This window comes from Actinocorallia sp. B10E7 (genome assembly GCF_039871655.1).
Classification (GTDB): Bacteria; Actinomycetota; Actinomycetes; order Streptosporangiales; family Streptosporangiaceae; genus Actinocorallia.
Genome location: NZ_JBDPLZ010000016.1, coordinates 37235 through 63403 on the forward strand (window position 1 = coordinate 37235; position 26169 = coordinate 63403).

At 72.9% G+C, this 26169-nt stretch carries 13 protein-coding genes; 10 read left to right on the top strand and 3 right to left on the bottom strand.

Annotated features, from left to right (window positions below):
• Positions 1 to 17: 17 nt before the first annotated feature.
• The 6 genes from ABGB12_RS33280 (at position 18) to ABGB12_RS33305 (ending at position 17047) form a co-directional block, all read left to right on the top strand.
• Positions 18 to 4952 (top strand): DNA-binding protein, encoded by a 4935-nt coding sequence (locus tag ABGB12_RS33280; protein ID WP_347684216.1) that lies wholly within the window; start codon positions 18 to 20, stop codon positions 4950 to 4952.
• Between the two features lie 66 nt (positions 4953 to 5018).
• Positions 5019 to 5225 carry a hypothetical protein gene (locus tag ABGB12_RS33285; protein ID WP_347684218.1) on the top strand — a complete coding sequence of 69 codons (207 nt, stop codon included), beginning with the start codon at positions 5019 to 5021 and terminating at the stop codon, positions 5223 to 5225.
• Positions 5222 to 10060 (top strand): DNA-binding protein, encoded by a 4839-nt coding sequence (locus tag ABGB12_RS33290; protein WP_347684220.1) that lies wholly within the window; start codon positions 5222 to 5224, stop codon positions 10058 to 10060. Before ABGB12_RS33285 ends, ABGB12_RS33290 begins: the two co-directional genes overlap by 4 nt.
• Positions 10061 to 10321: 261 nt before the next feature.
• Positions 10322 to 11482, top strand: a complete 1161-nt coding sequence (locus ABGB12_RS33295; RefSeq protein ID WP_347684222.1) for an AAA family ATPase — start codon at positions 10322 to 10324, stop codon at positions 11480 to 11482.
• 46 nt (positions 11483 to 11528) lie between these two features.
• The gene (locus ABGB12_RS33300) at positions 11529 to 15113 is read left to right on the top strand and encodes a DUF5682 family protein (protein WP_347684224.1); all 3585 of its coding nucleotides are present in this window, start codon (positions 11529 to 11531) and stop codon (positions 15111 to 15113) included.
• Positions 15110 to 17047, top strand: coding sequence for a hypothetical protein (locus tag ABGB12_RS33305; RefSeq protein WP_347684226.1), 1938 nt, complete (start codon positions 15110 to 15112; stop codon positions 17045 to 17047). Before ABGB12_RS33300 ends, ABGB12_RS33305 begins: the two co-directional genes overlap by 4 nt.
• A gap of 102 nt (positions 17048 to 17149) precedes the next feature.
• On the opposite strand, the gene ABGB12_RS33310 is transcribed toward ABGB12_RS33305, so the two are convergent.
• On the bottom strand, positions 17150 to 17611 hold the full coding sequence (locus ABGB12_RS33310) for a MarR family transcriptional regulator (protein WP_347684228.1): 462 nt from the start codon (positions 17609 to 17611) through the stop codon (positions 17150 to 17152).
• Positions 17612 to 17695: 84 nt separating this feature from the next.
• Between ABGB12_RS33310 and ABGB12_RS33315 the strand changes: the two genes are divergently transcribed.
• The 4 genes from ABGB12_RS33315 (at position 17696) to ABGB12_RS33330 (ending at position 22328) form a co-directional block, all read left to right on the top strand.
• A complete protein-coding gene (locus tag ABGB12_RS33315) occupies positions 17696 to 18589 on the top strand; it encodes an ABC transporter ATP-binding protein (RefSeq protein WP_347684230.1) in 894 nt (297 codons plus the stop codon).
• A complete protein-coding gene (locus ABGB12_RS33320; RefSeq protein ID WP_347684232.1) occupies positions 18586 to 19413 on the top strand; it encodes an ABC transporter permease subunit in 828 nt (275 codons plus the stop codon). The genes ABGB12_RS33315 and ABGB12_RS33320 overlap by 4 nt, the downstream gene beginning before the upstream one ends.
• Before the next feature lie 125 nt (positions 19414 to 19538).
• A complete protein-coding gene (locus tag ABGB12_RS33325) occupies positions 19539 to 20552 on the top strand; it encodes an oxygenase MpaB family protein (protein WP_347684234.1) in 1014 nt (337 codons plus the stop codon).
• 171 nt (positions 20553 to 20723) lie between these two features.
• On the top strand, positions 20724 to 22328 hold the full coding sequence (locus tag ABGB12_RS33330) for an acyl-CoA synthetase (protein ID WP_347684236.1): 1605 nt from the start codon (positions 20724 to 20726) through the stop codon (positions 22326 to 22328).
• Between the two features lie 57 nt (positions 22329 to 22385).
• Here ABGB12_RS33330 and ABGB12_RS33335 read toward each other — a convergent pair whose 3' ends face one another.
• Both ABGB12_RS33335 and ABGB12_RS33340 read right to left on the bottom strand, forming a co-directional pair.
• Entirely contained in the window at positions 22386 to 23195 is an 810-nt protein-coding gene (locus ABGB12_RS33335; protein WP_347684238.1) for an SWIM zinc finger family protein, read from the bottom strand.
• Positions 23192 to 26146 (bottom strand): DEAD/DEAH box helicase, encoded by a 2955-nt coding sequence (locus tag ABGB12_RS33340; RefSeq protein WP_347684240.1) that lies wholly within the window; start codon positions 26144 to 26146, stop codon positions 23192 to 23194. Before ABGB12_RS33340 ends, ABGB12_RS33335 begins: the two co-directional genes overlap by 4 nt.
• Positions 26147 to 26169: the final 23 nt, after the last annotated feature.

The window sequence follows — 26169 nt, forward strand, 5'->3', positions numbered from 1 at the left end:
AAAAGACGGGAGAACTCATGGACGACGTACGTGAGCTGCTGGCGGCGGGAGCCGTGCTCTCGCCGGGTACCGAGGGCGCGGGTGAGGAGGCGGTGCCGCTGACCGCCCGTACGTACCGGCACCCCGCCCTGGACGGCCGCGCGGTGGTGCGCCTCTCGCCCGCCGAGCTGGGCGACGCCGAGGACCTGGCCGCCGTCTTCCTCGGCCTGGAGCCCGCGGCCGAGCCGGAGGTCGTCGGTGTCGGGCGGCGCGCCTCGCTGGGCTTCCCCGAGTGGGTGCTGGCGCACCACCCCGAGGACGGCCACCACGCCCTGGACGTCGTTCCCGAGCTGGAGCGCATCGTCCAGCGCGCGAAGGTCAAACCGAAGGCCGCACTGGACGCCTTCCAGGCACTGGCCGGGCGCTTGTCATCCTCGGTGCCGCACTTCCTGCCGACCTTCTACGAGCAGGCGGGGCGGGAGTTCATCGCCGTCGGACACCGCGCCTACGCCGCGCGGATGTTCGGCTACGCCCGCAAGGCCGAAACCGAACACGCTCTGCCGATCGACGAGGAGCGGCTCGACGCGGTGCTCCTGGAGTTCGAGCTCGCCGGAGTGCTGCCGGTGAAATCCCTCCCCGGATACGCCAAGGGGCTGTCCGCCCGCGTGCCGGCCGATGAGGCGCTGCGCCGCTTCACCCGGCTGTGCGTCCGGCGTACGGCGGGCGGGGCGGCTCCGTCGGCGCAGGCGGCGGCCGACCTGCGGCGCCTGGCCGAAGCGGCGGACGAGAACGCGGAAGAGGTCGAGATCGCCTATCTCGCGGAGATCCTCGCCCTTCCGGGGGCCGAACGAGCCGCCGGGGACTGGTGGACGGCGCACCGCTCGGCTCTGGCCGTCCTGACCGAGCGCCGCCCGGATCTCAGGGGGGTGCTGCTGAACTTGCTGCCGACGTCCGAGGAGGCGGATTTCCCGGCTCTGTGGCTCGACATCCTGGAGGAGTGCGGCGCCACCGCTGCGCTCTGCGACCCCGGGAACGCGCCCGAGGAGGCGCGGCCCGCGGACGGTGGTCTCGGCTGGCTGCGCCGCTTCCTCGGCCTGTGGTATCGGAACTGGCACCCGGCCCCTCCGCCCGGCCTGTACCCGCTGATCGAACGCATGGCGGACCGGCTGCGGGCCGAACTCACCGCCCCAGGCCAGGGGCTCGAGCCGCCGAGTCATCCCGACCTGCTGGACCTGCTGCTCGCCCTGGGCGTACCGGTGGCCGATCCCGGGCCGCAGGACGAACCGGACCTGGAGCACTGGGCCGCGCACGAAGACCGGCGCGACCTGACGGCGCTGGCGGCGGACCGGCGCTTCCTCCCAGGTTTCCGGCGGCGTGCCGACCGGTTGAACGACGGTTCGGACGGCCGGAACGTCCTGCGCGCGCTGGCGGCCGTTCCCGGCGGGCGCACGATGCTGGCCGAATGGGTGGGAGGGATCGCCCGGCGGTCGGCCGTCGAGGGCCTGCCGGGCCTGCACGACGTGTTGTCCCGGCTCGGCCGGCTGCCCGACGAGGTACTGGCGCAGGCCGAGGGCGCGGTACGGGAGGTCGCCGCCACGGACGTCGCGGCCCTCCTCGCGCGGACGTTGCGGGCCGGGCTCTTCGACGAGCTGGGCTGGCCCGCCTGGGAGGAGGCGGTCGCCGAACTGGCCGACTGCCACGGCTCCGACGGCCTCACCGTCGCCGACGCCTGGCCGCACCTGATCGTCGCCGACCACTCCCATGCCAGGGTGATCGGTGCCGAGGGCACCGTCCTCACCCATGATCTGCGCGTCTCCCTGGGCGGGGACCAGAAGCGGGGCTTCCACTACGTGGACGGCGAACTCCTCTTCTGCTGGAAACCCTGGTGGCAGACCGGGCCGATCGTCGGCTACTGGCACACCGACCCCGACCGGCACCTGCCCCTGGAAGGAGCCTTCTCGGGGAGGGTCATGTACGAGCCCCAGGATCCGTGGCCGGTCAGCCTGCCGCTGGAAGGGGGCGGGCGCACCACCGGCGCCGGAACGCTGCGCGGCGGAGACGCCGTACTGCCCGGAATCCGGCGGGCGGCCACCGACGGGACCTCGTACTGGACCGTCTGGAAGGACGGCGAGGACGCGGAGGACTGGTACGAGTACGACCCGGTGAGCGGGGAACGCGGCGACAAGGACAAACCGGGCTTCTTCGCCGACGCCGCCCGTGGTCTGCCCGACGGGAGTGCTTTCGTCACCGGCTGGCTGCTGCCCCTGCCGTCAAAGGAGGACACTCCGGTCGGCGCTCCGGTGGACGGGTCGCTCGGCTGGCGGATCGTGCGCCTGCCCGACGGCTCCCTGCGCGGGGAGGATCTCGCGGGGAACACCGTCACGACGCCAGAGGGCATGGTCCCGTTCAGCGCGCTTTTCCTGCCCGGGGACGAACGGCCTCGCGCGGTGGTGTGCGACCCCCGGGAACTCGCACTGGTCGACCCCGACGGGGTCGTCACGTCCCTGGTGCGGACGGACGGGGAACCGGGACCGTTCGCGGAGGGCAGCGTGATCATGCCCCCGGTGCGGTACTGGCACTGCCTGAGGCCCCGGGATCCCCGGGGTTCGGCGGCCCTGCGCGGGATCGGCCACGAGACCGCGTCCGCCCTTCTCGAGACGGCCGGGGCCGGAGGCGACCTGCCCGAAGCCGTCCGCGCGCTGCTGCCGGACGTCGCCCACGAAGCCCTGGTGGCGGCGGTGGCCGGAGTGGCACGGCACGCGGCCGAACAGCAGAAGGCACTGAACGCGCTGACGGCCGGGCTGGAGCGGTACGCGCCCGCCCGACGGGAGGCCCCGGACGCGGCGGCGGAACAGCCGGAGGAGATGGAGAAGGCCGTCATCCCGGAACCCGTGCGGGAGGAAACGCCCGCCGACCCGTCCGACCGGCTGGTCAAGGAGGCGCTCAACGGACTGGGCTACGCGTCGTACGTCTCGTTCGCGGATGAGACACCAAGGCTTCTCCCAGAGCTGCGGATCATGGTGCGGGCCGCGGCGGGCGCCGTCACGGTCACGGCCCCCGAAGGGCGGCCCGTCCTCCACATAGACGGGCCCGACCTGCGCGAATTCGGGCTGGAGACGGAGCCTCTGCCCGAGATCCGGGCCGCCATGGCCTACCGGGCGGTGTCGGAGCTCACCGCTCCCGAACACCGGGAGACGCTGCGGGCGCTGCTGAGGCTGCTCGACGACCTGGACCTGACCCCCGACGGGATGTCCCGCTGGCGCCTGTTCGACCTGCACCTCGACGAACCGGTGATGCGCTCGGTCGCCGAGACGGGGTGGCCGAGGAGCTGGAACCATCTGCTCCCCTTGGACGGCGGGGCGTTCATGAACTTCCGGTTCACCAGCGTCGGCAGCCACTCGGGCGATTTCCGCGCGCTGTTCCACGACCCGTCGGGCCGGTTCGACGTCCCCGCCCCCTACACGGTGGTCTCGTCGCAACCGCTCGTCCCGCCGGCGAACACCGTCCCGCCGGACGGATTCCTGGCCGAAGCCGCCGGACGCGGCCCGGTGCCGTGGTCGTCCGAGGCAGCTGCGGAGTTCGCCCGGCTCACCGGGGTGACCGGGGCCACGGCCAGGCTGGTGGTCGCGGGTCTGCCCTGGGTCGACAAGCCGGAACGGAACTTCCTGCCGCCCGAGACGCGGGCCGCGCTCGGGCTGAAGGCCGTCGACGCCGCCGTCGCCCGGGACGAACTGAGTGCGCTGACCCCCCGGATCCGGCGGGCCCTGGTCGGCGCGCTGCTGCCCGCGGACCCGGCCCGGTTGTGGACCGACGGCCCCGATGCGGCCGCGGCGGCGGAGGTGTGGAACACCGAGGTCGGCAGGCGCGTTCCGGTGCCCGAGGAACTCATGAACGAGGCGCACCAGGTGCTGCAGACCGGCGGGGAGACCGCCCGCCGCGTGTCCGCCGTGCTCGACCCGGCCTCCGAGCCCCGGCTGAGCAGGGACGTGAAGTGGATCGCGCGGAACCGTCGCGTCGCCCCCGAGGACGAAAACGTCGTCGGTTTCACCGTGGACACGCTCCCGGCCGCCGTCACGACGGCGGCCTGGCTCGCCCATCGGCTCCCGGCCGGGGATCCGCTGCGCGAACGGCTCCCCGCGTCCCTCGAAGCGGTCCACGCCCGGCTCGCCAACCCCGACCTGATGCTCGGGTTCGACGACTATGTCGAGCTCGCCGAGTTCCGTAGGACGGCGGGCCCGCCCACCGCGGTCGGCGACGGATACGAGCAGTACGGCGCGCTCGTGATGGCCACGGCCACCGGCTACCCCTACCCCGGCATCCGGCCGGCGCTGCTGGATGAGCCCGGGAACGACACCTACCTGGCCGCGCTGCGTATCCGGCTCCCCGAGCTCACCGCCTTCCGGCCGGCGATGCGCACGGCCCGGGACGAGCGTTTCGCGGCTCTGCTCGCCGACCCGGGTGACCCGGTCGCGGGGGAGCGGGACGCGGACGGCACGTGGTGGCCGCAGGACCCGTCCCGTTCCGTGCCCGATCTCGTCGCCGAGGCGTCGGATCGGTACGGGCTGGGCCCGGATGCGGCGGCCGTGTACCTGATGCTGCTGGCGATGCCCGATCCCACAGACCAGAACACCGCCCGGTGGACGGGTTGGAAGCCGGCCCGTCTCAAAACGGCCCGCGCCGAGCTGGCGGCCACCGATCTGGTGGTCGAGGCCGGTCGTGCCCGCGCCGGGCGTTCCCTGTTCCTTCCCTGCGGCTGGGCGGACCTTCGAAAGCCGATCCTGCCGGTGGAGGAGTGGAAGCTCCCGCTGTACGTCCTGTCCGGCGACGAGAAGAAACCGGTTCCGCTCGGCGTCCTCGTCCCGACCGAGCCTGTCGCGGACCTGTACCGCAGGGCCTGGCGCCGGATCGCGGAGAACGACGTGCCGCGTCTCGCGGACTTGGAGATCCGCCGCCGACCTCGAGGAGGCCGCTGACCCAGGGGGAGGACGAGGTCCTCCCCCGCCGTTTCGATCAATTTGTCAGTAGCGCTGGTTAGGCTCTTGATCACCTGCTTCGCCGTCTCCGGAGGCACCAAGACGATCTCCGGTGCAGGTCCTTGGAGGTGGAACCGGGCGGGTCGGCCGGCAGCGGGTGAGGGATACGAGATCTCCCTGCGCGATGTCGGCCCCGTCGCCTGGTCGGAGGGCACGCGCATGGCCGCGGCGCTGTACGCGGGTCGGATCGTCGAGGAGGGAGAAGGCGCGTGAGTGCCGCGAGGGAGCTGCTGGAGGCGGGTGCCGTACTGCCGGCCGGCACCGAGGACGCGGGCGAGGACGCCGTCCCGCTGACCGCCCGGACGTACCGGCACCCCGCTCTGGACGGCCGCGTGGTGGTGCGGCTGGTGGCCGCCGAGCTCGGGCAGGGCGAGGACCAGGCCGCCGGTTTCCTCGGCCTGGAGCCCGCGGCCGACCCCCGGATCGTCGGTGTCGGGCAGCGGACCGTGCTGGGCTTCCCCGAGTGGGTGCTGGTCCACCATCCCGAGGACGGCCACCACGCGCTGGCCGTCGTCCCGGAGATGGAGCGCATCGCCAAGCGCGCGAAGACCAAGCCGAAGGCCGCGCTGGACGCCTTCCACGAGCTCGCCGGGCGGCTGGCGTCCTCGGTCCCGCACCTGCTGCCGACCTTCTACGAGCGTGTGGCGCGCGAATACCTCGCCGCCGAGAACCTCGCCTGCGCCACGCAGATGTTCACCCGCGCCCGCAACGCCGAGGCCGAGCACGGCCTGGAGATCGACGAGGAACGGCACGACGCCGTCTTTCTGGAGTTCGCGCTCGCCGGGGCCCTGCAGGTCAAGACGCTTTCGGGATACGCCAGGGAGCTCTCCGCCCGCGTGCCCGCCGCCGAGGCGCTGCGCCGCTTCACCCGCCTGTGCGTGCGGCGCACCGCAGGTGGGGTGCCGCCGTCGGCGCAGATGGCCACCGACCTGCGGCGGCTCGCCAAGGAATCGGGCGAGGAGGCCGCGGCCGTCGAGGAGGCCTACCTCGCCGAGGTACTCGCCCTCCCCGCGACGGCCCGCGCCGGAACCGGCTGGTGGAAGGCGCACCACAAGGCCCTCGTCGCCCTGGCCCGGGAACGACCGGACGTCAAAGGGCTGCTGCTGGACATCACCCCCGCGGACTCCGACGAAAACCTGCCCGCCCTGTGGTTGGAGCTGCTGGAGGAGTCCGGCGCGACCGCCGCGCTCTGCGACCCCGAGAGCGAGCCCGAGGAGGCACGGCCGGAAGACGGCAGCGCCGGCTGGCTGAAACGCGTCCTGGGGTTCTGGGAGCAGACCTGGCGGGGTTCCCCGGAGCCCCCTCTCCACTCGCTGGTCGAACGCATGGCCGACCGGTTGAAGGCCGAACTCGCCGAGAAGGGGTTCGAACCCGTCCCGCACGTCGACCTGCTGGATCTGCTGCTGTCCCTCGGCGTCCCGGTCGCCGACCCGAAACCCGCTCACGAACTGCGCCTGGACGCCTGGGCCGTCGGGGAGGACAGGCGCGACCTGCTGGCGCTGGCGGCCGACCCGCGCTTCCACGACGCCTTCCACCGCGCTGTCGGGCAGGTGGGCGTCCACCAGCGCGACCTGAACGTCTTCCGCGCGCTGATCGACTCTCCCGGCGGGCGTCCGCTGCTCTCCGACTGGGTGGAGGCGGTCGCCCGGCAGACCGCCACGTCGGGCCTGCCCGCCATGCCCGACGCGCTGGGACGGTTGGAGCGGCTGCCCGGTGACGTGCTGGCGCTGGCCGAGGACGCGGTCCGCGAGGTCGCCGACGTGGACCTGGCGCCCCTCCTCGCCCGGACCCTGCGGGCCGGGATCTTCGACGAGCTCGGCTGGCCCGCCTGGGAGAAGGCCGTCTCCGAGCTGGAGAAGTACCCGGCCGACGTGGTCGTCGCCGACTCCTGGCCGTACCTGGTCGTCGCCGGACGCACCCAGGCCAGAGTGATCGACGCCGAAGGCACCGTGCTCACCCACGACCTGCGCATCCCCAGGGGGGACATGCGCGGCCTGCCCGGCTTCCACTATGTGGACGGCGAACTGTTCGTCCGCTGGCGGACGAACGGCCGCAACAGCCGGGCCCTCGGATACTGGCACACCGCGCCCGACCGGCAGGAACCCGTCTCCGGCTCGTTCGCCGCGGCCGAACACCTCCGCTGGTACCGCCAGTGGGACCACAGCCTGCCGCTGCCCGGAGGGGGACGCACCACCGGAGGCGGAGTGCTGCACCGCGGAGACACCAGGCTGCCCGCGGCCCGGAACGTCATCGGCGACGGGACGTCGTACTGGGTGTGGCTCACCCGGGAGCGCGAAGAGGGCCCCGGCTGGTACGAGTACGACCCGGCGAGCGGGAAGTGCGGGCAGCGCCGCCCGCCGGCCTTCTTCGCCGACGCCGCCCGCGGCCTGCCCGACGGCAGCGCCTTCGCCTCCGGCCGGCTGCTGCCGGTGCCCTCCGAGGAGGCCACCCCCGTCGGAACCCCGGTGGACGGGGTGCTCGGCTGGCGGGTCGTGCGGCTCCCCGACGGCTCCCTGCGCGGTGAGGACCTCTCCGGGAACTCCATCGTCACCCCGGAGGGCCACTTCCCGTCCTTTCCGCTGTTCCTGCCCGGAGACGACAGGCCCCGCGCGCTGGTGCACGGGTACCACCGGATCGAGCTGGTCGACCCGGACGGCGTCGTCACCGCCGGCACGCAGTCGGCCTGGGATCCCGGAGCGTTCTCCCCGGCCACCCCGTGCCTGCCGCCGCTGAACTACTGGCACTGCATGCGGCCCCGTGACGAGCGCGGCTCGCGGGCGCTGCGCCGGATCGGCGGGGAGACCGCCGCGGCCCTGATCGAGGAGGCCCGGGGCGACGGCGACATCCTCGAAGCCGTCCGAGGGCTGATCCCGGAGGTGACCGACGAGAGGCTGTTGAAAGGCATCGGAGGGGTCGCCCGGTACGCCGCGGCGCAGCAGTCGGCGCTGAAGGCGACGGCGGCGAGGCTGGAGAAGACCCTCGCCCGGCGCGTCGCGGAGAAGGGCAAAGGCCCGTCCGACGAGCTGCTCCTGGAAGGGCTTCAGGGCCTGGGCCATAGCGGGTCCGCGGCGTTCAAGGCGAAGGAGCCCTCTTTCTTCACCGGGCTGCGGATCATGGCCCGCGCCATGGCCGCCGACGGCCGGGGCGGGCAGGAGCCGCCCGGGTTCCACTGGGACGGCGTCAAGCTGCCCTCCTCCGGCCTGCCGGTGGAGGCCATGGGGTCAGGCCACGCGGCCATCGCCTACCGCGCGGTGTCGGCGTTCACCGTGCCCGAGCAACGCGAGGCGCTGGGGGAGCTGCTGAAGGCCCTCGGCGAGCTGGGCCTGACCGAAAGCGGGGAGCAGCGGGCCCGGTGGCGCCGGATGGAGCTGCGCCTCGACCAGGCGGTGATCACCGCTTCCCACAGGAGCCCGCGCAGGGACACCTGGAGGGCGCTGCTGCCTCTGGAAGAGGGCGCCTTCCTGGCCTTCCTGGACTACTCCTACGACAACGGCGATGTGAACTTTCCCGTGCTGTTCCATGACCCGTCGGGCCGGTTCGACGTCCCCGCCCCCTACGAGGTGCTCTCGTCCGGGCCCCTCACCCTGGAGGAGACCGCGCTGCCGTCCGGGCTGCTGGAGGAGGCCGCCGCACGCGGCCCCGCCCCGTGGTTCCCCGAGGCCGCCGAGGAGTTCGCCCGGCTCACCGGGGTCACCGCGACCACGGCCAAGCTGGTGGTCGCCGGACTGCCGAGGGTCGACACCTGGGAGCGGAGCTTCCTGCCCGCGGAGGTGCGCAGGGCGCTCGGAGTGAAGGTCGCCGAGGCCGATCTGGCCAAGGACGAGCTCCGCAAGCTGCCCGCCGAGGTCCGTCAGGCCGTCGTCGGCGCGCTGGTGCCCGCCGAACCGTCCCGACTGTGGACGGACGGGCCCGACGCGGCCGCCGCGGCCGAGGTGTGGAACGCCCGGGTCGGCAGGAGCGCGGCGGTGCCCGAGGCGCTCCTGGCCGAGATGCGGAAGGCGCTGCGGACCGGCCGGTCCGCCGACACGCTGCGGTCCCTGCTCGACCCCCGGTCCTCGCTCGACCTGACTCGGGACGTGCAGTGGACCGTGCGGAACCACAGGATCGTCCCCGCGGGCGGGAAGGCGGCGGGCTTCACCTCGTCCGTGCTCGTCTCGTCGGTCGCGGCGGCGGCCTGGCTCGCCCACCGGCTTCCGGCCGGGGACCCGCTGCGCGCGGGGCTTCCCGCGGCCCTCGCGCTCATCCGCGAACGCCTCGCGGCCCCCGAGCTGATGCTGGTCCTCAGCCGGTACGTCGACCGCCACGCCTTCCGCAGGGCGGCGGGTGCCCCCACCGAGACGGGGGAGGGGTACGAAAGGTACGGCGCGGTCGTCCTGCCCACCACCGACCATCCGTACCCGGCCATCAAGATGGCCTTGCTGGACGAGGCGGGGGAGGACCCGTACCTGCCCGTGCTGCGCGGAGGCTCCGCACCGACCGGTGTCGAGACGGCGCTGCGCCTCGTGCGGGACCGGCGGTTCGAGGCGTTGCTCGCCGACCCGGGCGATCCCGTTGCGGGGGAGCGGAACGCGGATGGCACGTGGTGGCCGCAGGACCCGTCCCGTTCCGTGCCCGACCTCGTCGTCGAGGCGTCGGAGTTGTACGGACTGAGCTCGGATGCGGCGATCGTGTACCTGATGCTGCTGGCAATGCCGGATCCGACCGACAAGCACACCGCGCGGTGGACGGGCTGGAAACCGGCGCGGCTCAAGGCGGCCTGCGTCGAGTTGGCCGCCACGGACCTGGTCGTCGAGGCCCGCCGCTCGCGCGCGGGCCGCTCGCTGTTCCTTCCGGGAGGCTGGAACGCGGTCAGGGCCCCGCACCCGCCGCAGGAGGAGTGGAAGCTCCCGCTCTACGGCCTGGAGGCCGGGGCGTCGCAGCCCCCGCTGGGCGTCCTCGTCCCGGCCGAACCCGTCGCGGACCTGTACCGCAGGGCGTGGTGGCGGGTCACCGAAGGCGACGTGCCGCGTTTCACGGACCTCGAGGTCCCCCGAGTCCGGCGCCGCTGATCTGGAGGGCGGCGGCCGTCCCCGACGAGGCGGCCGCCGCGTTCGTCTCCGCCGAAACGAAGTGCGATTTCGGTATTCCAACTGATTTGTCAGTGCCTCCCGCTACATTCATGATCACCGCTGCGGCGAGGGCGAATCCGCTCTCCGCGTCCGGCCGTCAGGGCCGCGACCGGCGCCGCCGGTCCTGCTCCCGTCCAGGCGGGCGGTCTTCTCTTCCGGACCGTCCGTCCTCCTACGAACCCCCCAGAGAGGGAAGACCCGATGCCTTCCACCGCCCAGGTGACGGAAGCCCCCGCACGGCAGGTGCTGCCGGCCGAAGAGCGGTACGCCGACGAGTTGGCGTTCCTCGCGGCATACGACTCAGGCCCCCGCCCTCCCGGCTGGGCGCTGACCCCGAAGGCCGTCGTCACGTTCGTCTGCGGCGGCGGGGACGAGCCGCTGCGCCTTCCCGAGCCGGTGAAGGGCGTGCCCGACCGCCTCGTGGTGACGCCCAAGTTCGTCGGCGAGCGCGCCCTCGTGGAGCGGTGCGTGGTGACCCTCGCCGGTGAGCGCGGCCTGCTGCTCGTCGGTGAGCCGGGCACCGCCAAGTCGATGCTCTCCGAACTGCTGGCCGCCGCCGTCTGCGGCACCAGCGCCCTGACCGTCCAGGGCACCGCCGGGACCACCGAGGACGCCTTCCGCTACGGCTGGAACTACGCGCTGCTCCTCGCCCAGGGCCCCACCCCGCAGGCGCTCGTCGCCTCGCCCGTCCTCACCGCGATGCGCACCGGCCGCGTCGCCCGGATCGAGGAGGTCACCCGCTGCCTGCCCGAGGTGCAGGACGCCCTGGTGTCGATCCTGTCCGACCGGCGGGTGAGCGTCCCCGAGCTCGCCGGCACCGATGACGCCGTCATCTCGGCGGCCTCGGGCTTCACCGTCATCGCCACCGCCAACCTCCGGGACCGGGGCGTGTCGGAGATGTCGGCGGCCCTCAAGCGCCGCTTCAACTTCGAGGCCGTCGACCCCATCGCCGACGCCGCCGCCGAGACCGCCCTGATCCGCCGCCAGGCCACCACCGCCGTCGAGCGCGCCGGAGCGCCCTTCTCCGTCGACGACTCCGTCCTCGACGCGCTGGTGACGGTCTTCCGCGACCTGCGCTCGGGGCGTTCCGGCGAAGGCTGGGACGTGGAGAAGCCCAGCACGGTGATGTCCACGGCCGAAGCCGTCCAGGTGGCGGTCTCCCTGTCCCTCGCCGACGCCTACCTGTCCGCAGGGGACCCCCTGGACCTGATCCCCGGCCACCTCCTGGGCGTGGTCCGCAAGGACGACCCGTCCGACCACGCCCGCCTCCTCGGCTACTGGGACGGGCCCGTCCGCCGCCGGGCCGAGGACGGCGCCGCGATGTGGCGCCGTCTCTGGGACCTGCGGGAGACCCTCCGCTGAAGGCGTCACGCCTGTCCGGTCGTCGGTAACTACGGGAGAAGCCAAGTTGACCAGTACTGTCCACGAACGGGAAGCCGTGGAACCGCGCGAGGCGGTGGAGCGGCTCGCCGCGAGCGGGCGTCCGTTCCTGCTCGGAGTCCGCCATCACAGTCCGGCGCTGGCGGCCGTCGTCCCCGCCCTGCTGGAGGCGGCGGGAGCCGAGGTGGTGTGCGTCGAGCTCCCCGCCGACTTCCAGCGCTGGATCCCGCATCTGGCGAACCCGTCGACGACCGCGCCGGTGGCGCTCGCGGGCATGCGGGAGGGCGGGAACCTCGGGTTCTACCCGTTCGCGGACTTCTCCCCGGAGCTGGCGGCGATCCGCTGGGCGCACGCGCACGAGGTGCCCGTGGTCTGCTGCGACCTGCCTCTGGAGGACAAGGGCTGGTTCGAGGGAGACGGCCTCGACGCCGCCCCCTCCACCGTCTTCGCGGAAGCGCTGACGGCCTCCGGGACCGGACGCGACGGGGACGACCTGTGGGACCGGGCCGTCGAGGTGCTGGCACCCGGATGCAGCCCGGAGTCCGTCCGCCGCGCGGCACTGGGAGTGGGCTGGGCGCTGCGGGAGGACGCCCGTGCCGGGGCAGGGGTGTCCGGCGTGGACCTGGCCCGCGAGGCACACATGCGTGACGTCCTGCGCCGGTCCGCTTCCGGAGGGCGTCGGGTCGTCGCCGTCGTCGGTGCCTTCCACGCGCCCGCCCTGCTGCTCCCGGCCGAGGACGAAAGGGAATTCCCGTCCGCCGGGGAAGAGCCCGCGGGGGAGGGCACCACCTCGCTGGTGCCCTACGCGTTCGACCTGCTCGACTCGCGGTCGGGATACCCGGCGGGCATCAGGGACCCGCGGTGGCAGCAGGAGGTGTTCCAGGCGGGCGGCGACCCCGAGGCGCTCCGCGAGGCCGCGGCCCGGGCCGTCACCGACATCTGCCGGGCCCTGCGGGCGGCTGGGCACACGGCGGGCACCGGGGAAGCCGCCGAGACGCTGCGGATCGCCTGCGACCTGGCCATGCTGCGGGGCCTGCCCGCGCCCGGACGGGGCGAACTGGTGGAGGCGGTCAGTACCGTGCTCGGCCAGGGTGAACCCCTCGGCCGGGGCAGGGCCGTCGCCAGGGCACTGGAACAGGTGCTGGTCGGGACGAAGCGCGGCCGGCTCGCGTCCGGCACGCCCCGCTCCGGCCTCGGACCGTCCGTGGAGGGGGAACTGGCGGAACTGCGCCTGCCCCACCCCGGCGACCCGGACGCCAAGGAGATGCGGCTCGACCCGCTGCGGTCCGCCCTGGACCGCCGCCGCGAGATCCTCCTGCAGCGGCTCCTGGTGTGCGGCGTCGGGTACGGCGAGCAGGTGGCCGTCGCCGGCACCGGCGACGGCACCGCCCTCACCACCCGCTGGCGCCTGAAGTGGACCCCCGGAGTACCGGCCCGGCTCGACCTGGTCGGGGTCAGGGGCGTCACCGCCGCCCAGGCCGCCGCCGGCACCCTCGGCGAGGAGTTCCGCCGCGAGACCGCCGAGAACGGGGCCACCTGCGCCCTGCTCCTCGCCCACCTGCGCTCCGCCGCCCGCTGCGACCTGCCGGACCTCGTCGCGGCCCGCCTCACCGACGTCGCCGAGACGCTCCCCGCGTCCGGCACCCTCACCGAGCTGGTCGAGGGCCTGGACCTGCTGGAGGCGCTGCGCCGCGAGCACATCCCCGGAACCACCCCCGCCGTGCGCGACCGCGCCGCCGGCCTCTCCGGCGTCCTCCTGGAAGCGGCGATCGGCGCCCTGCCCGGCCTCGCGGGAAGCGACCGCCCCGAAGACGCCGCCGCCCTGGTGGACCTGACCGCCCGCGCGGGCGAACAGCGCCTGGGCCTGCGCCTGGACGACGCCCTCGGCAGCCTGGTCCGCGACGGCTCCCCGATGATGCGCGGCGTGGCCCTGGCCGTCCGCGTCCTCCTCGACCTCGACGACACCGCCTCCCTCGGCTCGCGCATCGTCGGCTGGATCGACACCGCCACCACCCTCGAGGCCCGCACCCGCCTGTACCGCCACCTCACCGGCCTCCTCAGCGCGGCAGGCCCCCTCCTGGAGAACGCGCCCCAGGCTCTCACCCCCCTGATCACCCGGGTGGAGACCCTCTCCGACCGGGCCTTCCTCTCCCGCCTGCCCGCGCTTCGGGGCGGCTTCGACACCCTCGCCCCCGCCGCCCGCTCCCGCCTCCTGGAGACGGTCACCGCCAGGCTCGGAGACCGCCCGGACCTCACCCTGGACATCTCCCCGGACCTCCTCGCCCTCTGGACCACCGCCGACACCGAGGCGTTCCAGGTCCTCCGGACGCTTGACCTGCCGTTCTCCCCGCAGGTCTGCGGACCGGGAAAGGCGGACGGCACGGAACCGGGAGAGACGGAGCGGGAACCGTCCGGCGCCGAGCCGTCGGTGACCGCTGAGAAGCCCGTACCGGGGCAGAGCACGCTCGACCCGGAAGCGGGCGAGGCGCGGCTGACGCCGTCCGACAGGTGGCGGCTGCTGCTCGGCAGGGAGAGCGAGAAGCTCTCGGCCGGGGCCGGCCGCTACGGGAAGGCCCTCGACGAGCTGTACGGGGCGGGCAGGGGCGAGGGAGCCGACGACTTCGGACCCGGTGAATCCGGGGGCCAGGGCGGAGGCCGGGAGGAGCCGTTCCCCACGGCCCGGGAATGGGCCGAGGAACTCGAGGCGCTGTTCGGCGACGAGGTGCGTGAGGAGGTCCTGGCCCGCGCCGCCGAGAACGGGCGGACGGACGTGCTCGCCGAGCTGAGCCCCGACGCCGTACGGCCGTCCGTCGAACTGCTGACGACGGTCCTGTCCCTGGCGGGCGGCATGCCGGAACAGCAGCTGGCCAAGCTGCGCCCGCTCGTGAAACGCCTGGTGGAGGAGCTGGCGAAGGAGCTCGCCTCCAAGATGCGGCCCGCGCTCACCGGCCTCGCCACACCCCGTCCGAGCCGCCGCCCCGGCGGGAAGCTCGACCTGCCGCGCACCCTGCGGGCGAACCTCGCGCACACCCGCGAACTGGACGACGGTCGGCTCGTGGTCATCCCCGAACGCCCCGTCTTCACGACCCGTTCCCAACTGGCGTCGGACTGGCGGCTGATCCTCGTGGTCGACGTGTCAGGCTCGATGCAGGCGTCCGTGATCTGGTCGGCGCTCACCGCCGCGGTGCTGGGCGGCGTCCCCACCCTGTCCACGCACTTCCTGGCGTTCTCCACCAGCGTCATCGACCTGACGGACCGCGTCGACGACCCGCTGTCCCTGCTCCTGGAGGTGCAGGTCGGCGGCGGCACCCACATCGCGGCGGGCCTCGCCCACGCCCGATCCCTGGTGACGGTCCCCAGCCGCACCCTCGTCGTGGTCGTCAGCGACTTCGAGGAGGGCTACCCCGTGGGCGGCCTCCTCAACGAGGTCCGTGCCCTCGCCTCCTCCGGCGTGCACCTCCTGGGCTGCGCCGCCCTCGACGACAACGGCGTTCCCCGCTACTCCAAGCCGATAGCCGGCCAGCTAGTGGCCGCCGGCATGCCGGTCGCCGCCCTCAGCCCCACCGCCCTGGCCCGCTGGGTCGGCGCCCGCCTCCGCGGAGAGACCTCATGACCTCGACCCTCCAGCTCCCCCCGGTCGCCCCCGACGTGACGGCCGCCGCCGTGGAGAACCTCACCTCCCGGCTCCGTAAGAAACTGGACGCCGCGGTGGAGCAGTACGCGGCGGCTCCGGCCACCGCCGGAGACGACGGCTCCGTCACGGTCGTCTGCGGCGAGGAGACCTCCGTCGTCCTGACCCCCGGCCCCTCCGGCACGATCACCTCTCCGGAACAGGCGGTGTGCAGCTGCCTGCTCGCACCCCGCTGCCTGCACCGCGCCGCCGTCCTCACCGCCTGCCCCATCGCGGACCCCGCCGAGTCCGGCGAGCCGGATTCCATCGACGAGGCTTCCGTCGACGCGGTGTCCGTCCAAGACGACGGCTCGTCCGAAGCGGGGACGGACAAGGCCGCGTCGGCGGAAGCCGGGAAGAGCTCCGCGGCCGCCGGTCCCGTTTCCGCGGCGAACACGGGCATCGCCGCGCCGGAGAGCGAGGAGAAGCTCAAACCCGCGCAGATCCGCGCGGCGGAGGGTCTGCGGCAGGCCGCCGCCGCGGTGCTGGCCGTGGGCGCGCACGCCGTGGGCGCCGTGCCGCAGGCGGAACTGCTCCGCGCCGCCCACACCGCCAGGCTGGCCGGGCTGCACCGCGCCGAGGCCGCCGCGCTGCGGGTCGTACGGGGAGTGAGGTCCGCCAGAGCACGGCACGACGGGCACCGCCTGGCCGACCTCACCGGCGCGATGCGCGAACTCCTGCTGGCCACGAGCCTGCTGGCGTCGGGCCGGGGCGGAGCGGCCCTGGTCGGGACGGCGCGCCGCGACTACCGGCAGGGAACCTCCCTGCGCGTCCAGGGCGTCTTCCGGGAACCGGTGATCAGCGCGACGGGGTACGGGGGAGTGGTCACCCACCTCGTCGCGGAGGACGGCAGCTGGTTCTCGGTGGCCGACGTCAAACCGGGCGGCCCCTCCCGGGCGAGAGCCGCCGCCACCGCCCCTGTGGCGATGGGCGGCACCGTCCTGGACCATGCCGAACTGTCCCGCTCCGGGCTGCTCATCGCCGGCGTGACGATCTCCCCGGACGGCCGTCTCGGCGCGGGCAAGGGCGTGCGCGCCCTGCCGTCCCCCGGCCTGGACTGGCAGGAGACCCCCGCCGTCCTGTTCGGCCGCCCCCTGGCCGAGGTCGTCGCCGACCGCCTCACCCTCGTCCCCGGAGCCGACCCCGTCGAGGCCGAAGCCCATCTCCGCCGCCCCTTCGGCTGCGACCTGGTGATCATCGGCCCTTCGGGCGACCACGTCCTGGCCTACGAGCCGACCCCCGACGACGAGCCCACCGGCCCGCCGATCCGCCTCACCCCGGCCCAGCGCCACCCCGACCTGGCCCACGTGGCCAACCTCCGTCAGCTGGCCGCCCGTCCGGGCCTCCGCGTCCGGGTGGTGGCCCGCGTCGACCCCGACCGCGCCACCACCCTCATCCCCCTGGCAGCGGCCCCCGTCCCGGGCGCCGCCCTCACCCTCCGCCTCCCCGCAGAGTGGAAGGGCCACGCCGACCTCGGCTACGACAGCCTCCAGGGCGCGCACTTCCCGCCCGCGGCGGAGTTCCCGCCCCCGCACCCCCTCGGCCCGTCCTCCGACCCCCTGGTGGACTCCCCGCTGTGGCGGGTCCGCCGCCTGGTCGAGCTGGCCGTCTCCGGAGGCCGCCGCGCGATAGCCGAATCCGCCCGCGACAACGGTTCCGCCCCCGCCCTCCTCCGCCGCGCGGGTTTCCGCAACGCGGCGGACCTGACCACGGCCCTCACCGCCGAGGCCGACCGCCGCACCCGCGACGTCTTCGGCCGCCTCACCGACACCGACTCCCGCGATTTCGCCGCGGCCTGGCTGGCCTCATCACTCCACCTGACCGCCACCGAACGAGCCCTGATCCGCGCCACCTGGCAGCCTCCGGCCTCGGACTGACACCTCGGCGGAGATCCGATGCGGAAGGCCCTCGGCCCGGCAGCGCCGGACCGAGGGCCTTCGTTCGGGACACCGGCCGGTGGAGTCCTCCTCCGGCCGGTGTCAGCGGGAGGCGCGTTCGGCGTGCCAGCGGTCGAGGAGGGCCGGGATCTCGCGGAGCATGAAGGTGTAGAAGTCGCGCATCTCGGTGAGGCGGTGGGCGGGTCGTGAACCGGGCTCGACGGTCTCGATGCCCTGCTCGGCGGCTTCGAGCATGGCCAGGAGCATGCCGTTCTTGGCCGACATGAGGGTCGCCCAGGCGCCTTCGCGCAGCCGGTAGTGCTCGCGGCGGCTGCCGGGCACCGGAACCCGCTCGATCAGCCCGACCGTCGAGAGCATCTTGATCGCCCCGGAGACCGAGCCGGAGCTGATGCCGAGCGACTCGGCCAGCTCGCTCGCGGTGACGCTCTCGGTCTCGGCGAACAGGAACGCCGCCATCACCCGGGCGGTCGCCTTCTGCAGCCCGTTCTCGCTGAGCATCAGCGCCAGCCGTTCGGCCGCCTCGGCGGCTGCGGTCTCACCCACTCTTCCTCCCCGTTCATGCTCGATCGGGATTCTATCAGTTCAGAGTCTTCAAAAATCTTTGAAGACTCTGATATTAATGAGGGTATGGATGCCGCGATCGAGCTCACGGAGCTCACCAAGACCTACGGGGCCCGCCGCGGGCTGGCCGGGCTGACCCTCCGGGTGCGTCCCGGCGAGGTGTTCGGCTTCCTCGGCCCCAACGGGGCGGGGAAATCGACGACGATCAGACTGCTGCTCGACCTGATCCGCCCGACCTCGGGTTCGGTGCGGGTGCTGGGACTCGACCCCGGACGCGACGCCGTCCGCCTGCACCGCCGCGTCGGCTACCTGGCCGGGGACTTCGTGGTCGACGGCCGGCAGCGGGTGGGGGAGTGCCTGGACTTCCTGGGACGACTGCGCGGCGGCGTGGCCCCGGCGACGGTCGTCTCCCTGGCCGAACGCCTCGACCTGGACCTGACCGCCCGCATCAAGAGCCTGTCGAAGGGCAACCGGCAGAAGGTCGGCCTGGTCCAGGCGTTCATGCACCGCCCCGAACTGCTCATCCTGGACGAGCCGACCTCGGGCCTGGACCCGCTGGTGCAGCAGACCTTCCTCGAACTGGTCGCCGAAGCCGCCCGCGACGGCGCGACGGTCTTCATGTCCAGCCACATCATGAGCGAGGTGGAGGCGGTCGCCGACCGCGTCGCCATCATCCGGGAAGGCCGCCTGGTCGCCCTCGACACCGTCGCCGACCTGCGCGCCCGCTCCTTCCTGCGGGTCGAGCTCACCTTCGCCGAGCCGGTCCCGGCCGCCGAGTTCACCGGACTCCCGCACGTCACCGAGGCGACGGCCGACGGCACCACCGTGACCTGTCGGGTGGACGGCCCGCCCGACGCGCTGGTCAAGGCCGCGGCCCGGCACACCGTCACCGGCCTGCGCGCCGACTCCCAGGACCTCGAAGAACTCTTCCACACCTACTACGGAGGCGACGCCCGATGAACGCCGTCCACCACCTGCCGGGCACCTCGGCCGCCGCCCGCGCCTTCTCCGGCTCGATGTTCGGCAAGACGCTCTGGGACAACCGCCGCGTCTTCACGGTCTGGGCGGCGGCCACGGGCCTGCTGACCGCCCTGTACGCCTCCATGTACCCGCAGGTCTCCTCCCGGCCGGCCGCCGAGATGCCCGAGGCGATGGAGGGCTTCGGCCTGAACGACACCGTGACGGCCGCCGGCTACCTCCAGGGCGCCGTGTTCGGCCTGCTCGTGCCGTTGATGGTCGTCTTCTACGGTTCGGCCACCGGCGCCCGCATGATCTCCGCCGACGAGGAGTCCGGCTACCTGGACCTCCTGCTGGCCCATCCCATCAGCCGCACCCGTCTGCTCCTGCACCGCTTCGCCGCCCTGGCCGCAGGTGCCGCGGCGATCTGCCTGACGGTGCTGCTCGTCCTCCTGGCCCTGCGCTCCAGTGCCGATCTCGGTTCCGTCACCGTCACGGCCTTCCTGGCCCAGGCGACCGGCTTGTTCCTGCTCTCCGTCTTGTTCGGCGCCCTGGCCCTGGCCGTCTCCGCCGCCACCGCCTGGGGCCGCGCCGCAGTCTTCGGCACCACCGCCGCCCTAGGCGTCCTCGCCTACGCCGTGCGGGGCTTCGCGCCCTCCCTGGACGCCGACTGGCTGAAGTACGCGACCCCGTTCCACTACTACATCGGTGGCGAACCCCTCAGGAACAGCTTCCAGTACCCCGACCTGGCGGTCCTCGCCGCCGCCACGGCCCTCCTCCTGGCCCTGGCGGTCCGCCTGCTGAACCGCCGCGACCTGGGCCGCTGACCCGCCGCCTCCTCGCTCAGGGAGAAGTACCGGCTCACGGCGGCTCCTCGGGTCTGGACACGCCTGTACCCGAACACTTATTTTGGGTACAGGTGTAGCCAGAATATTCTCCGAGGGAGCCTCGCATGCCGCCCACGCTCGACCTGGTCCCGAACATCCTCGCCCAGAAGTTCGACGAGGGATTCGACGCGAACGTCCGGTCCAAGTTCTTCCGGGGCCTGGACTTCGCCGGCCCGGAGGGCGACCCCGGCTGGTTCGGCCCCGACAGCGCCGTCTGGTACGTGCACTCGCACTTCCCGACGATCATGCTCGGCCTGCTCGCCGCCTCCTACATCGAGGGCCTGGACCCGAGCATCAGCTGGATGGGCTACGACCACTCCCGCCTGGCCGAACGGGGCGAGGACGGCATCCCGACGGGCAACATCGACCCGGCGGGAGCCCAGGTCCGCCTGGGCCACTCGCTGTCGTTCTTCATCGGCACCGCCTACGGGTCCACCCAGACCGCGGAGAGGCTGGCCCGCACCGTCCGGGCCATGCACCACACCATCAAGGGCGTCCGCCCCGACGGCGTCCGCTACGACGCCGACGACCCCGAATGGCTCCGCTGGAACTACGCCACCGTCGTCTGGGGCCTGGCCACCGCCCACGAGCGCTACCACCGCAAGCCCCTGCGCGACATCGACCGCTACTACGGCGAGTTCGTCCGCGTGGGCGAGGCCCTGGGCGGCACCGACCTGCCCAAGACCAAGGCCGAAGTGGCCGACTGCCTGCACTCCTATCTGCCCCGCCTGGCCGTCACCCCCATCAAGGCGTTCAGCACCGGCCCCAACCTCCGCGACAGCAAGCTCAAGCCCTGGGAGCCCGGCAGCCCCTTCTTCGACTGGGCCGCCCGCGACCTCCTCCCCGACTGGGCCCAGAAACTGGCGCTCTACGACCCGCCGAACCCGCTCGTCCTGCACGCCCGCCGAGCCTCTCTCTGGCTGACCCTCAACACCCTCCACGAGACCGTCGGCCCCCTCCGCGAGTTCCGCCAGGCCCAGGCCCGCGTCGCCAACGGCACCACCGCCCCGGTCGCCTCCACCGCCCCGACGGCCCCCGACCCGATGCGGACCAGAGAAGAAGCCGAAGCCATGGCCTGATTCCTCCGGCCATGTCGCGGTGGATCCCGGTGAGCGGGACCCCCGCGGCCCCGACACGCGGTCCGGACCACGATGTGACCGATCCCACTTTCCTCTCGCTCCCGGGCAGTGGGATCGGTCGATGAAGCCGTTCTTTCCGGACACCGGTGCCGCGTGACTGAGAGTGAATCCATGACGTTGAACCTCGCCGCCCTCTACGAAGCCGTCACCAGGGTCGTGCCCGACCGCCCCGCGGTCACCTGCGGCACCACGACCCGGACCTACGCCGAGCTGGACCGGCGGGCCAACCGGCTCGCCGCCCACCTGGTGAAGGCCGGCGTCGAGCCGGGCCAGCATGTGGGCGTGTACCTGCTCAACAGCGTCGAGTACGTCGAGGTGATGCTCGCCTGCTTCAAGGCGCGGGCGGTGCCGATCAACATCAACTATCGCTACGTCGAGAACGAACTGCTCTACCTGTTCGAGAACGCCCAGCTGCACGCGGTCGTGGTCGAGGCGGCGTACGCGCCCAGGGTCGCGGCCGTGGGCGATCGCACCACCCACCTGCGTCATGTGCTCACCGTCGGCGACGAGACCGAGCAGGTGACCTGGCCCGAACGGTTGACCGCCGTGCGGTATGAGGAAGCGCTGGCGGAGTGGCCGGGGGACCGCGGACCCCGCACGGACCTGTCCGAAGACGACAAATTCGTGCTGTACACGGGCGGCACCACCGGGATGCCGAAGGGCGTGGTGTGGCGGCACGAGGACTTCTTCTACGCCGCCCTGCTCGGCGGGAACCCGTACGGCGAGCCCCACACCTCCGTCGAGGAGGTGGTCGAGGCGGTCCGGGCCGGGATGCCCCTGACCTACCTCATCTCGATGCCCCTCATGCACGGCGCGGCGAGCTACACGCTGTTCATAGGACTGTTCGGCGGCGCCCACGTGGTGCTCCTGCGCACCTTCGACGCGGTGGAGGCGCTGCGCGAGATCGAAAGGCACCATGTCCAGGTCGTCGGCCTGGTCGGCGACGCGCAGGCCCGTCCGCTGGCGGACGCGCTGCGCACCCACGGGGACGAGTTCGATCTCTCTTCGCTGTTCGTCGTCGGCTCCGGTGGCGCGATCCTCTCGCCCTCCACCCAGGAGGCGCTCAAGGAGCGGCTTCCGAACATCATGGTCCGCAACAACTTCGGCGCGTCGGAGTCCGGTGCCGACGGGGTCATCGTCCTCGGCGAGGACGGCCTCATGCGGTTGCAGCCGTCCCCTGCGGTGCGGGTGGTCGACGACAACCGCGAGGACGTGGTGCCCGGCAGCGGGCAGATGGGCTACCTGGCCCGCAGAGGGCACGTGCCGGTCGCCTACTTCAACGACCCGGAGAAGACACGGGAGACGTTCCCGGTGATCGACGGCGTGCGCTGGGCGGTGCTGGGCGACCTGGCCGAGGTCGAGGCCGACGGCACCATCGTGGTGCACGGCCGCGGCTCGGGATGCATCAACTCCGGCGGCGAGAAGATCTTCCCCGAGGAGGTCGAGCAGACGATCATGGGGCATCCCGCCGTCATGGACGTGCTCGTCGCCGGCGTGCCCGACGAGCGGTTCGGCCACCGGGCCGGCGCCGTGGTGCAGCTGCGCCCCGGGCACGAAGGGCTCGACCCCGAGGAGCTGCGCCTGCACTGCCGTTCGGCGCTCGCCGGATACAAGGTGCCGGCGACGATCGAGTTCGTGGAGCACGTCCAGCGTTCGCCCAGCGGCAAGGCCGACTACCGGTGGGCCAAGCGCGTCCTGGCTCCCGAGGCGAGCTGAGTGAACGCGGGCAGGGCCGTCCCCGCGGGGGACGGCCCTCCTGCCGCCGCGTGAGGGCTAGGCAGGATCGGCTTCGGCGAGCGTTTCGTAGCTCGGGGCGAGGAGGTCGGTGAGGCGCGTGCCCCGGATCCGGAGGGGCTGGTCGCCGAGGAGTCTCAGCATGAGGCCGGACGGCCCGGGCTCGCGGTCCGGGTGTTCCCGTAGGCGGGTGAGGCTGACGCCGGTGGTCCAGAACGTCTCGAAGGAGTCCTCGAGGGGCTGGTCGGTGACGTCGAAGAGGGCGGTGGCGGGTCTGTCCGCGGGGGCGTTCGCGCGCAGGGCCGACAGGAGCCGTTCGCGGGTCCGGCCGTTCCAGGCCAGGACGAGGAACGGATCGTCGTCGAAGGCCTCGGCCAGGAGGTAGAGGGTCGCGGCGACGTGTTTGCAGGGGTCGCCCCAGTCGGGGCAGGAGCACACGAAATCGATGTCGGACCTGGTGGTGGGGAACAACGGGGTGTCGTGGTCGTCGAAGAGCTCCTCGATCTCCGGGGGCATCTCGCCGGCGAGCAGCTTCGCGCGGAAGATCGCCTGGCCGGCGAGGGCCTCCTCGATCTCGGCCCAGGTGTCCTCGGGGATCGGGTGGATGGTGACGCTCACCTTGTAGGGGCGGGAACGTGAGCCCTGGACCAGGGAGGTGACCTTGTAGGGGAGGATCTGGAGGTCGCGTACCTGCCCTTTGCGGGCGTAGGTGCGGCCGCGGGCCAGCCGTCCGCTGTCGGCGATCTCCTCCATGACGTCGATGAACCGGCGCGACCACCACCGTTCGCCGATCGACCCGCGGGATTTCCTGGCCTTCAGCCCGCCTTCGACGCGGGGGGAGGGGCTCATGCCGGCGCCGCCGACAGCTCGAAGATCTCGCGGAGCTCACCGGTGGACAGTTCGGTCAGCCATTCCTCGCCGGTGCCGATGATGCGTTCCGAGAGCGCCCTCTTGCGTTCGATCATCGTGTCGATCTTCTCCTCCAGGGTGCCCGTGCAGACGAACTTGCGGACCTGCACGTTCTTGGACTGGCCGATGCGGAACGCGCGGTCGGTGGCCTGGTTCTCCACGGCGGGGTTCCACCACCGGTCGAAGTGGATGACGTGGTTGGCCTCGGTGAGGTTGAGGCCGGTACCGGCTGCTTTGAGGGACAACAGGAAGACGGAGGGTTCCGGATCGGTGGAGAACCGTTCGACGAGGGCCTCGCGTTCGGCGCGGCGGGTGCCGCCGTGCAGCCAGAGCACGGGCCGTCCCAGGCGGGCCTGCAGGTAGGGCTGGAGCTGGGTGCCGAACTCGGCGTACTGGGTGAAGACCAGTGCTTTGTCTCCTTCGTCCAGCAGTTCGGCCAGGAGTTCCTCGAGCCGGGTGAGCTTGCCCGAGCGTCCGGCCAGGCGGGAGTTGTCCTTGAGCAGGTGGGCGGGATGGTTGCAGGCCTGCTTCAGCCTGGTCATGGCGGCCAGCACCAGGCCGCGCCGCTCGATTCCCTCGCTGGCCTCGATCCGGGCCAGCATGTCCTCGACGACGGCCTGGTAGAGGGAGGCCTGCTCGGGCGTCAGCGGGCAGTAGACATTCATCTCCATCTTGTCGGGAAGATCCGAGATGATCGTCTTGTCAGTTTTAAGGCGGCGGAGTACGAACGGCCGGGTGGCGCGCTTCAGCGCGGCGGCCGCGTCCGGGTCGCCGTCCCGTTCGATCGGGACCGCGAAACGGCGCCTGAAGTCGGCCCGTGTGCCGAGCAGGCCCGGCGAGGCGAACTCCATCAGCGACCAGAGCTCGCCGAGGTGGTTCTCGACCGGTGTCCCGGTGAGCGCGATCCTGGCGTCGGCCGGGATCGACCGGACCGCCTTCGCCTGCCGGGTCTGCGAGTTCTTGATCGTCTGGGCTTCGTCGCACAGGACGCGGGCCCAGGTCGTCCCGGCCAGGAGCTCCTGGTCGCGCAACGCCGTCCCGTAGGTGGTGATGACCAGGTCGGCGTCCGGAACGGAGTCCTTGTCGCGTTCGGCGCCGTGATGGACGTGGACGCGCAGGCCGGGGGCGAACCTGGCGGCCTCCCGCTGCCAGTTGCCGACCAGCGTCATCGGGCAGATCACCAGGTTCGGCCTGATCTCAGGCCGGGCCAGCATCAGGGCCAGCGCCTGGGCGGTCTTGCCCAGACCCATGTCGTCGGCGAGGATCGCGCCGAGCCCCAGACCGCCCAGGAAGTCCAGCCAGGCCAGGCCCCGTTCCTGGTAGGGGCGCAGGACCCCGTGGAACCCGTCCGGCGTCGGGAGCGGTGCGAGCCTGCGCTCGGCCTCTCCGGACAGCAGGTCGCCGAGCCGCCCGTCCGCGTCGACCTCCAGCAGCGGCAGGTCCGCGACGCCACCGGCCACCACCTCCTGGACGACCTGGGCGGCGGCCATCCGCCCGGTGACGTCCCCGGATTTCAGGAACTTCAGGGCGGCCGCCAGCTGACGGTCGTCGAGCTCGACCCAGGTGCCGCGCAGCCGGACCAGCGGGATCTTCCGCCGGGCCAGTTCGGCGAGCTCCTCGGCCTCGATCACGGTGTCGCCGACGGCCAGGTCCCAGCGGAAGTCCACCAGGTCGTCCAGGCCGAAACCGGAGGCGACGGCGGCGCCGCCGGACGAGGCGGCGCTCCGGGTCGTCAGCTTGAGGCCGAGAGAGGACCGGCCCGCCCACGCCGGCAGCCGCACCCCGAAACCCGCGGCCCGCAACAGCGGGGCGGCCTCGCTGAGGAACCGGTAGGCGCCCTCGGTGTCCAGCTCCAGACCGGTCGGCCTGGCCTCGCGGAGCGCGGCGTCGAGCTCGGGGAACAGCCTGGCGGCGCGGCCGAGACCGGCCAGGAGCAGGTCGTCGGCATGGCCGGGCAGCCCGGAGTCTCCCGCCCAGATCTCCTCGGCGGGGACGAGCAGGCTGAGGTCGGAGGAGGACTGCACCGCGAAGTCGATCCACCACCGCTCGCCCTCCTCGGGCTCGGTCAGCCACAGGCAGAGCCGGTACTCGCCTTCGGCCTGGTGGGCGACGGCGAACCAGTCCCGCAGGACCGCCGCCAACTCGTCGACCTCGGCCGTCGGCCCGTCCGGAACCCGCGCGTCACCGCCCCGCAGAGCGGTCAGCCAGCGTTCGGCGAAGGACACCCGGGCCCGGCCACCGCGCGCGAGCGGAAACGGAACGGTCGACGACCGCCGGACGGCCGCGTCGGTGAGCGACGCCATCGCGTCGATCAGCGCGTGCGTCGACCGGCTGCCGTCGGCCCTGCACACCGGCGGCATCGCGGCCGCCAGCTCCTTGAACCTGTGGGCGTCCGCGCCCGCCAGCACCGGACGCCAGCGCGCCGCGTACCCGTCGTGCTCGGACACCAGGGTGGGCAGCACCCGCCCCCGCCGCAGCAGCCCGATGACATCACCCAACACCACCCCGAAGTACTCCAGACCGGTGCCCAACAGGACCTCTTCGGACGGCTGGGCCCGCTCCAGCAGCTCGAGCGCGGCGTCGGCCGGGAACCACAACGCCGGAACCCGCCAGTCCGACAATCTGGGCTTGCCGATCACGCCGCCCAGCTCGGGCGAGGCGGCCGGGCCGCGCGCCCCACTGGGCAGGCTGAGCACCAGTTCGGCCTGCGCCGCCTTCGCGGCCGACCCGCAGACCTCGGGACCCAGCTCCGCCAGAACCCCGCCGAGATCGCACACCGCGAACGGATGCGCACGCACCTTCGCCCGCGATGTGGTCACGCGCGCGGCCTCGGAGTCCTCCGCCCAGATGTACAGCCCGGCATCCCGCCAGAGCCCGTGAACAGCGAACACCCAGGGATTCCCTTCAACGCGGT

Coding starts and splice junctions, on each gene's coding strand:
- ABGB12_RS33335 (WP_347684238.1), bottom strand. CDS start 23,195: ATGAGCCCCTCCCCCCGCGTCGAAGGCGGGCTGAAGGCCAGGAAATCC.
- ABGB12_RS33295 (WP_347684222.1), top strand. CDS start 10,322: ATGCCTTCCACCGCCCAGGTGACGGAAGCCCCCGCACGGCAGGTGCTG.
- ABGB12_RS33305 (WP_347684226.1), top strand. CDS start 15,110: ATGACCTCGACCCTCCAGCTCCCCCCGGTCGCCCCCGACGTGACGGCC.
- ABGB12_RS33325 (WP_347684234.1), top strand. CDS start 19,539: ATGCCGCCCACGCTCGACCTGGTCCCGAACATCCTCGCCCAGAAGTTC.
- ABGB12_RS33315 (WP_347684230.1), top strand. CDS start 17,696: ATGGATGCCGCGATCGAGCTCACGGAGCTCACCAAGACCTACGGGGCC.
- ABGB12_RS33330 (WP_347684236.1), top strand. CDS start 20,724: ATGACGTTGAACCTCGCCGCCCTCTACGAAGCCGTCACCAGGGTCGTG.
- ABGB12_RS33280 (WP_347684216.1), top strand. CDS start 18: ATGGACGACGTACGTGAGCTGCTGGCGGCGGGAGCCGTGCTCTCGCCG.
- ABGB12_RS33320 (WP_347684232.1), top strand. CDS start 18,586: ATGAACGCCGTCCACCACCTGCCGGGCACCTCGGCCGCCGCCCGCGCC.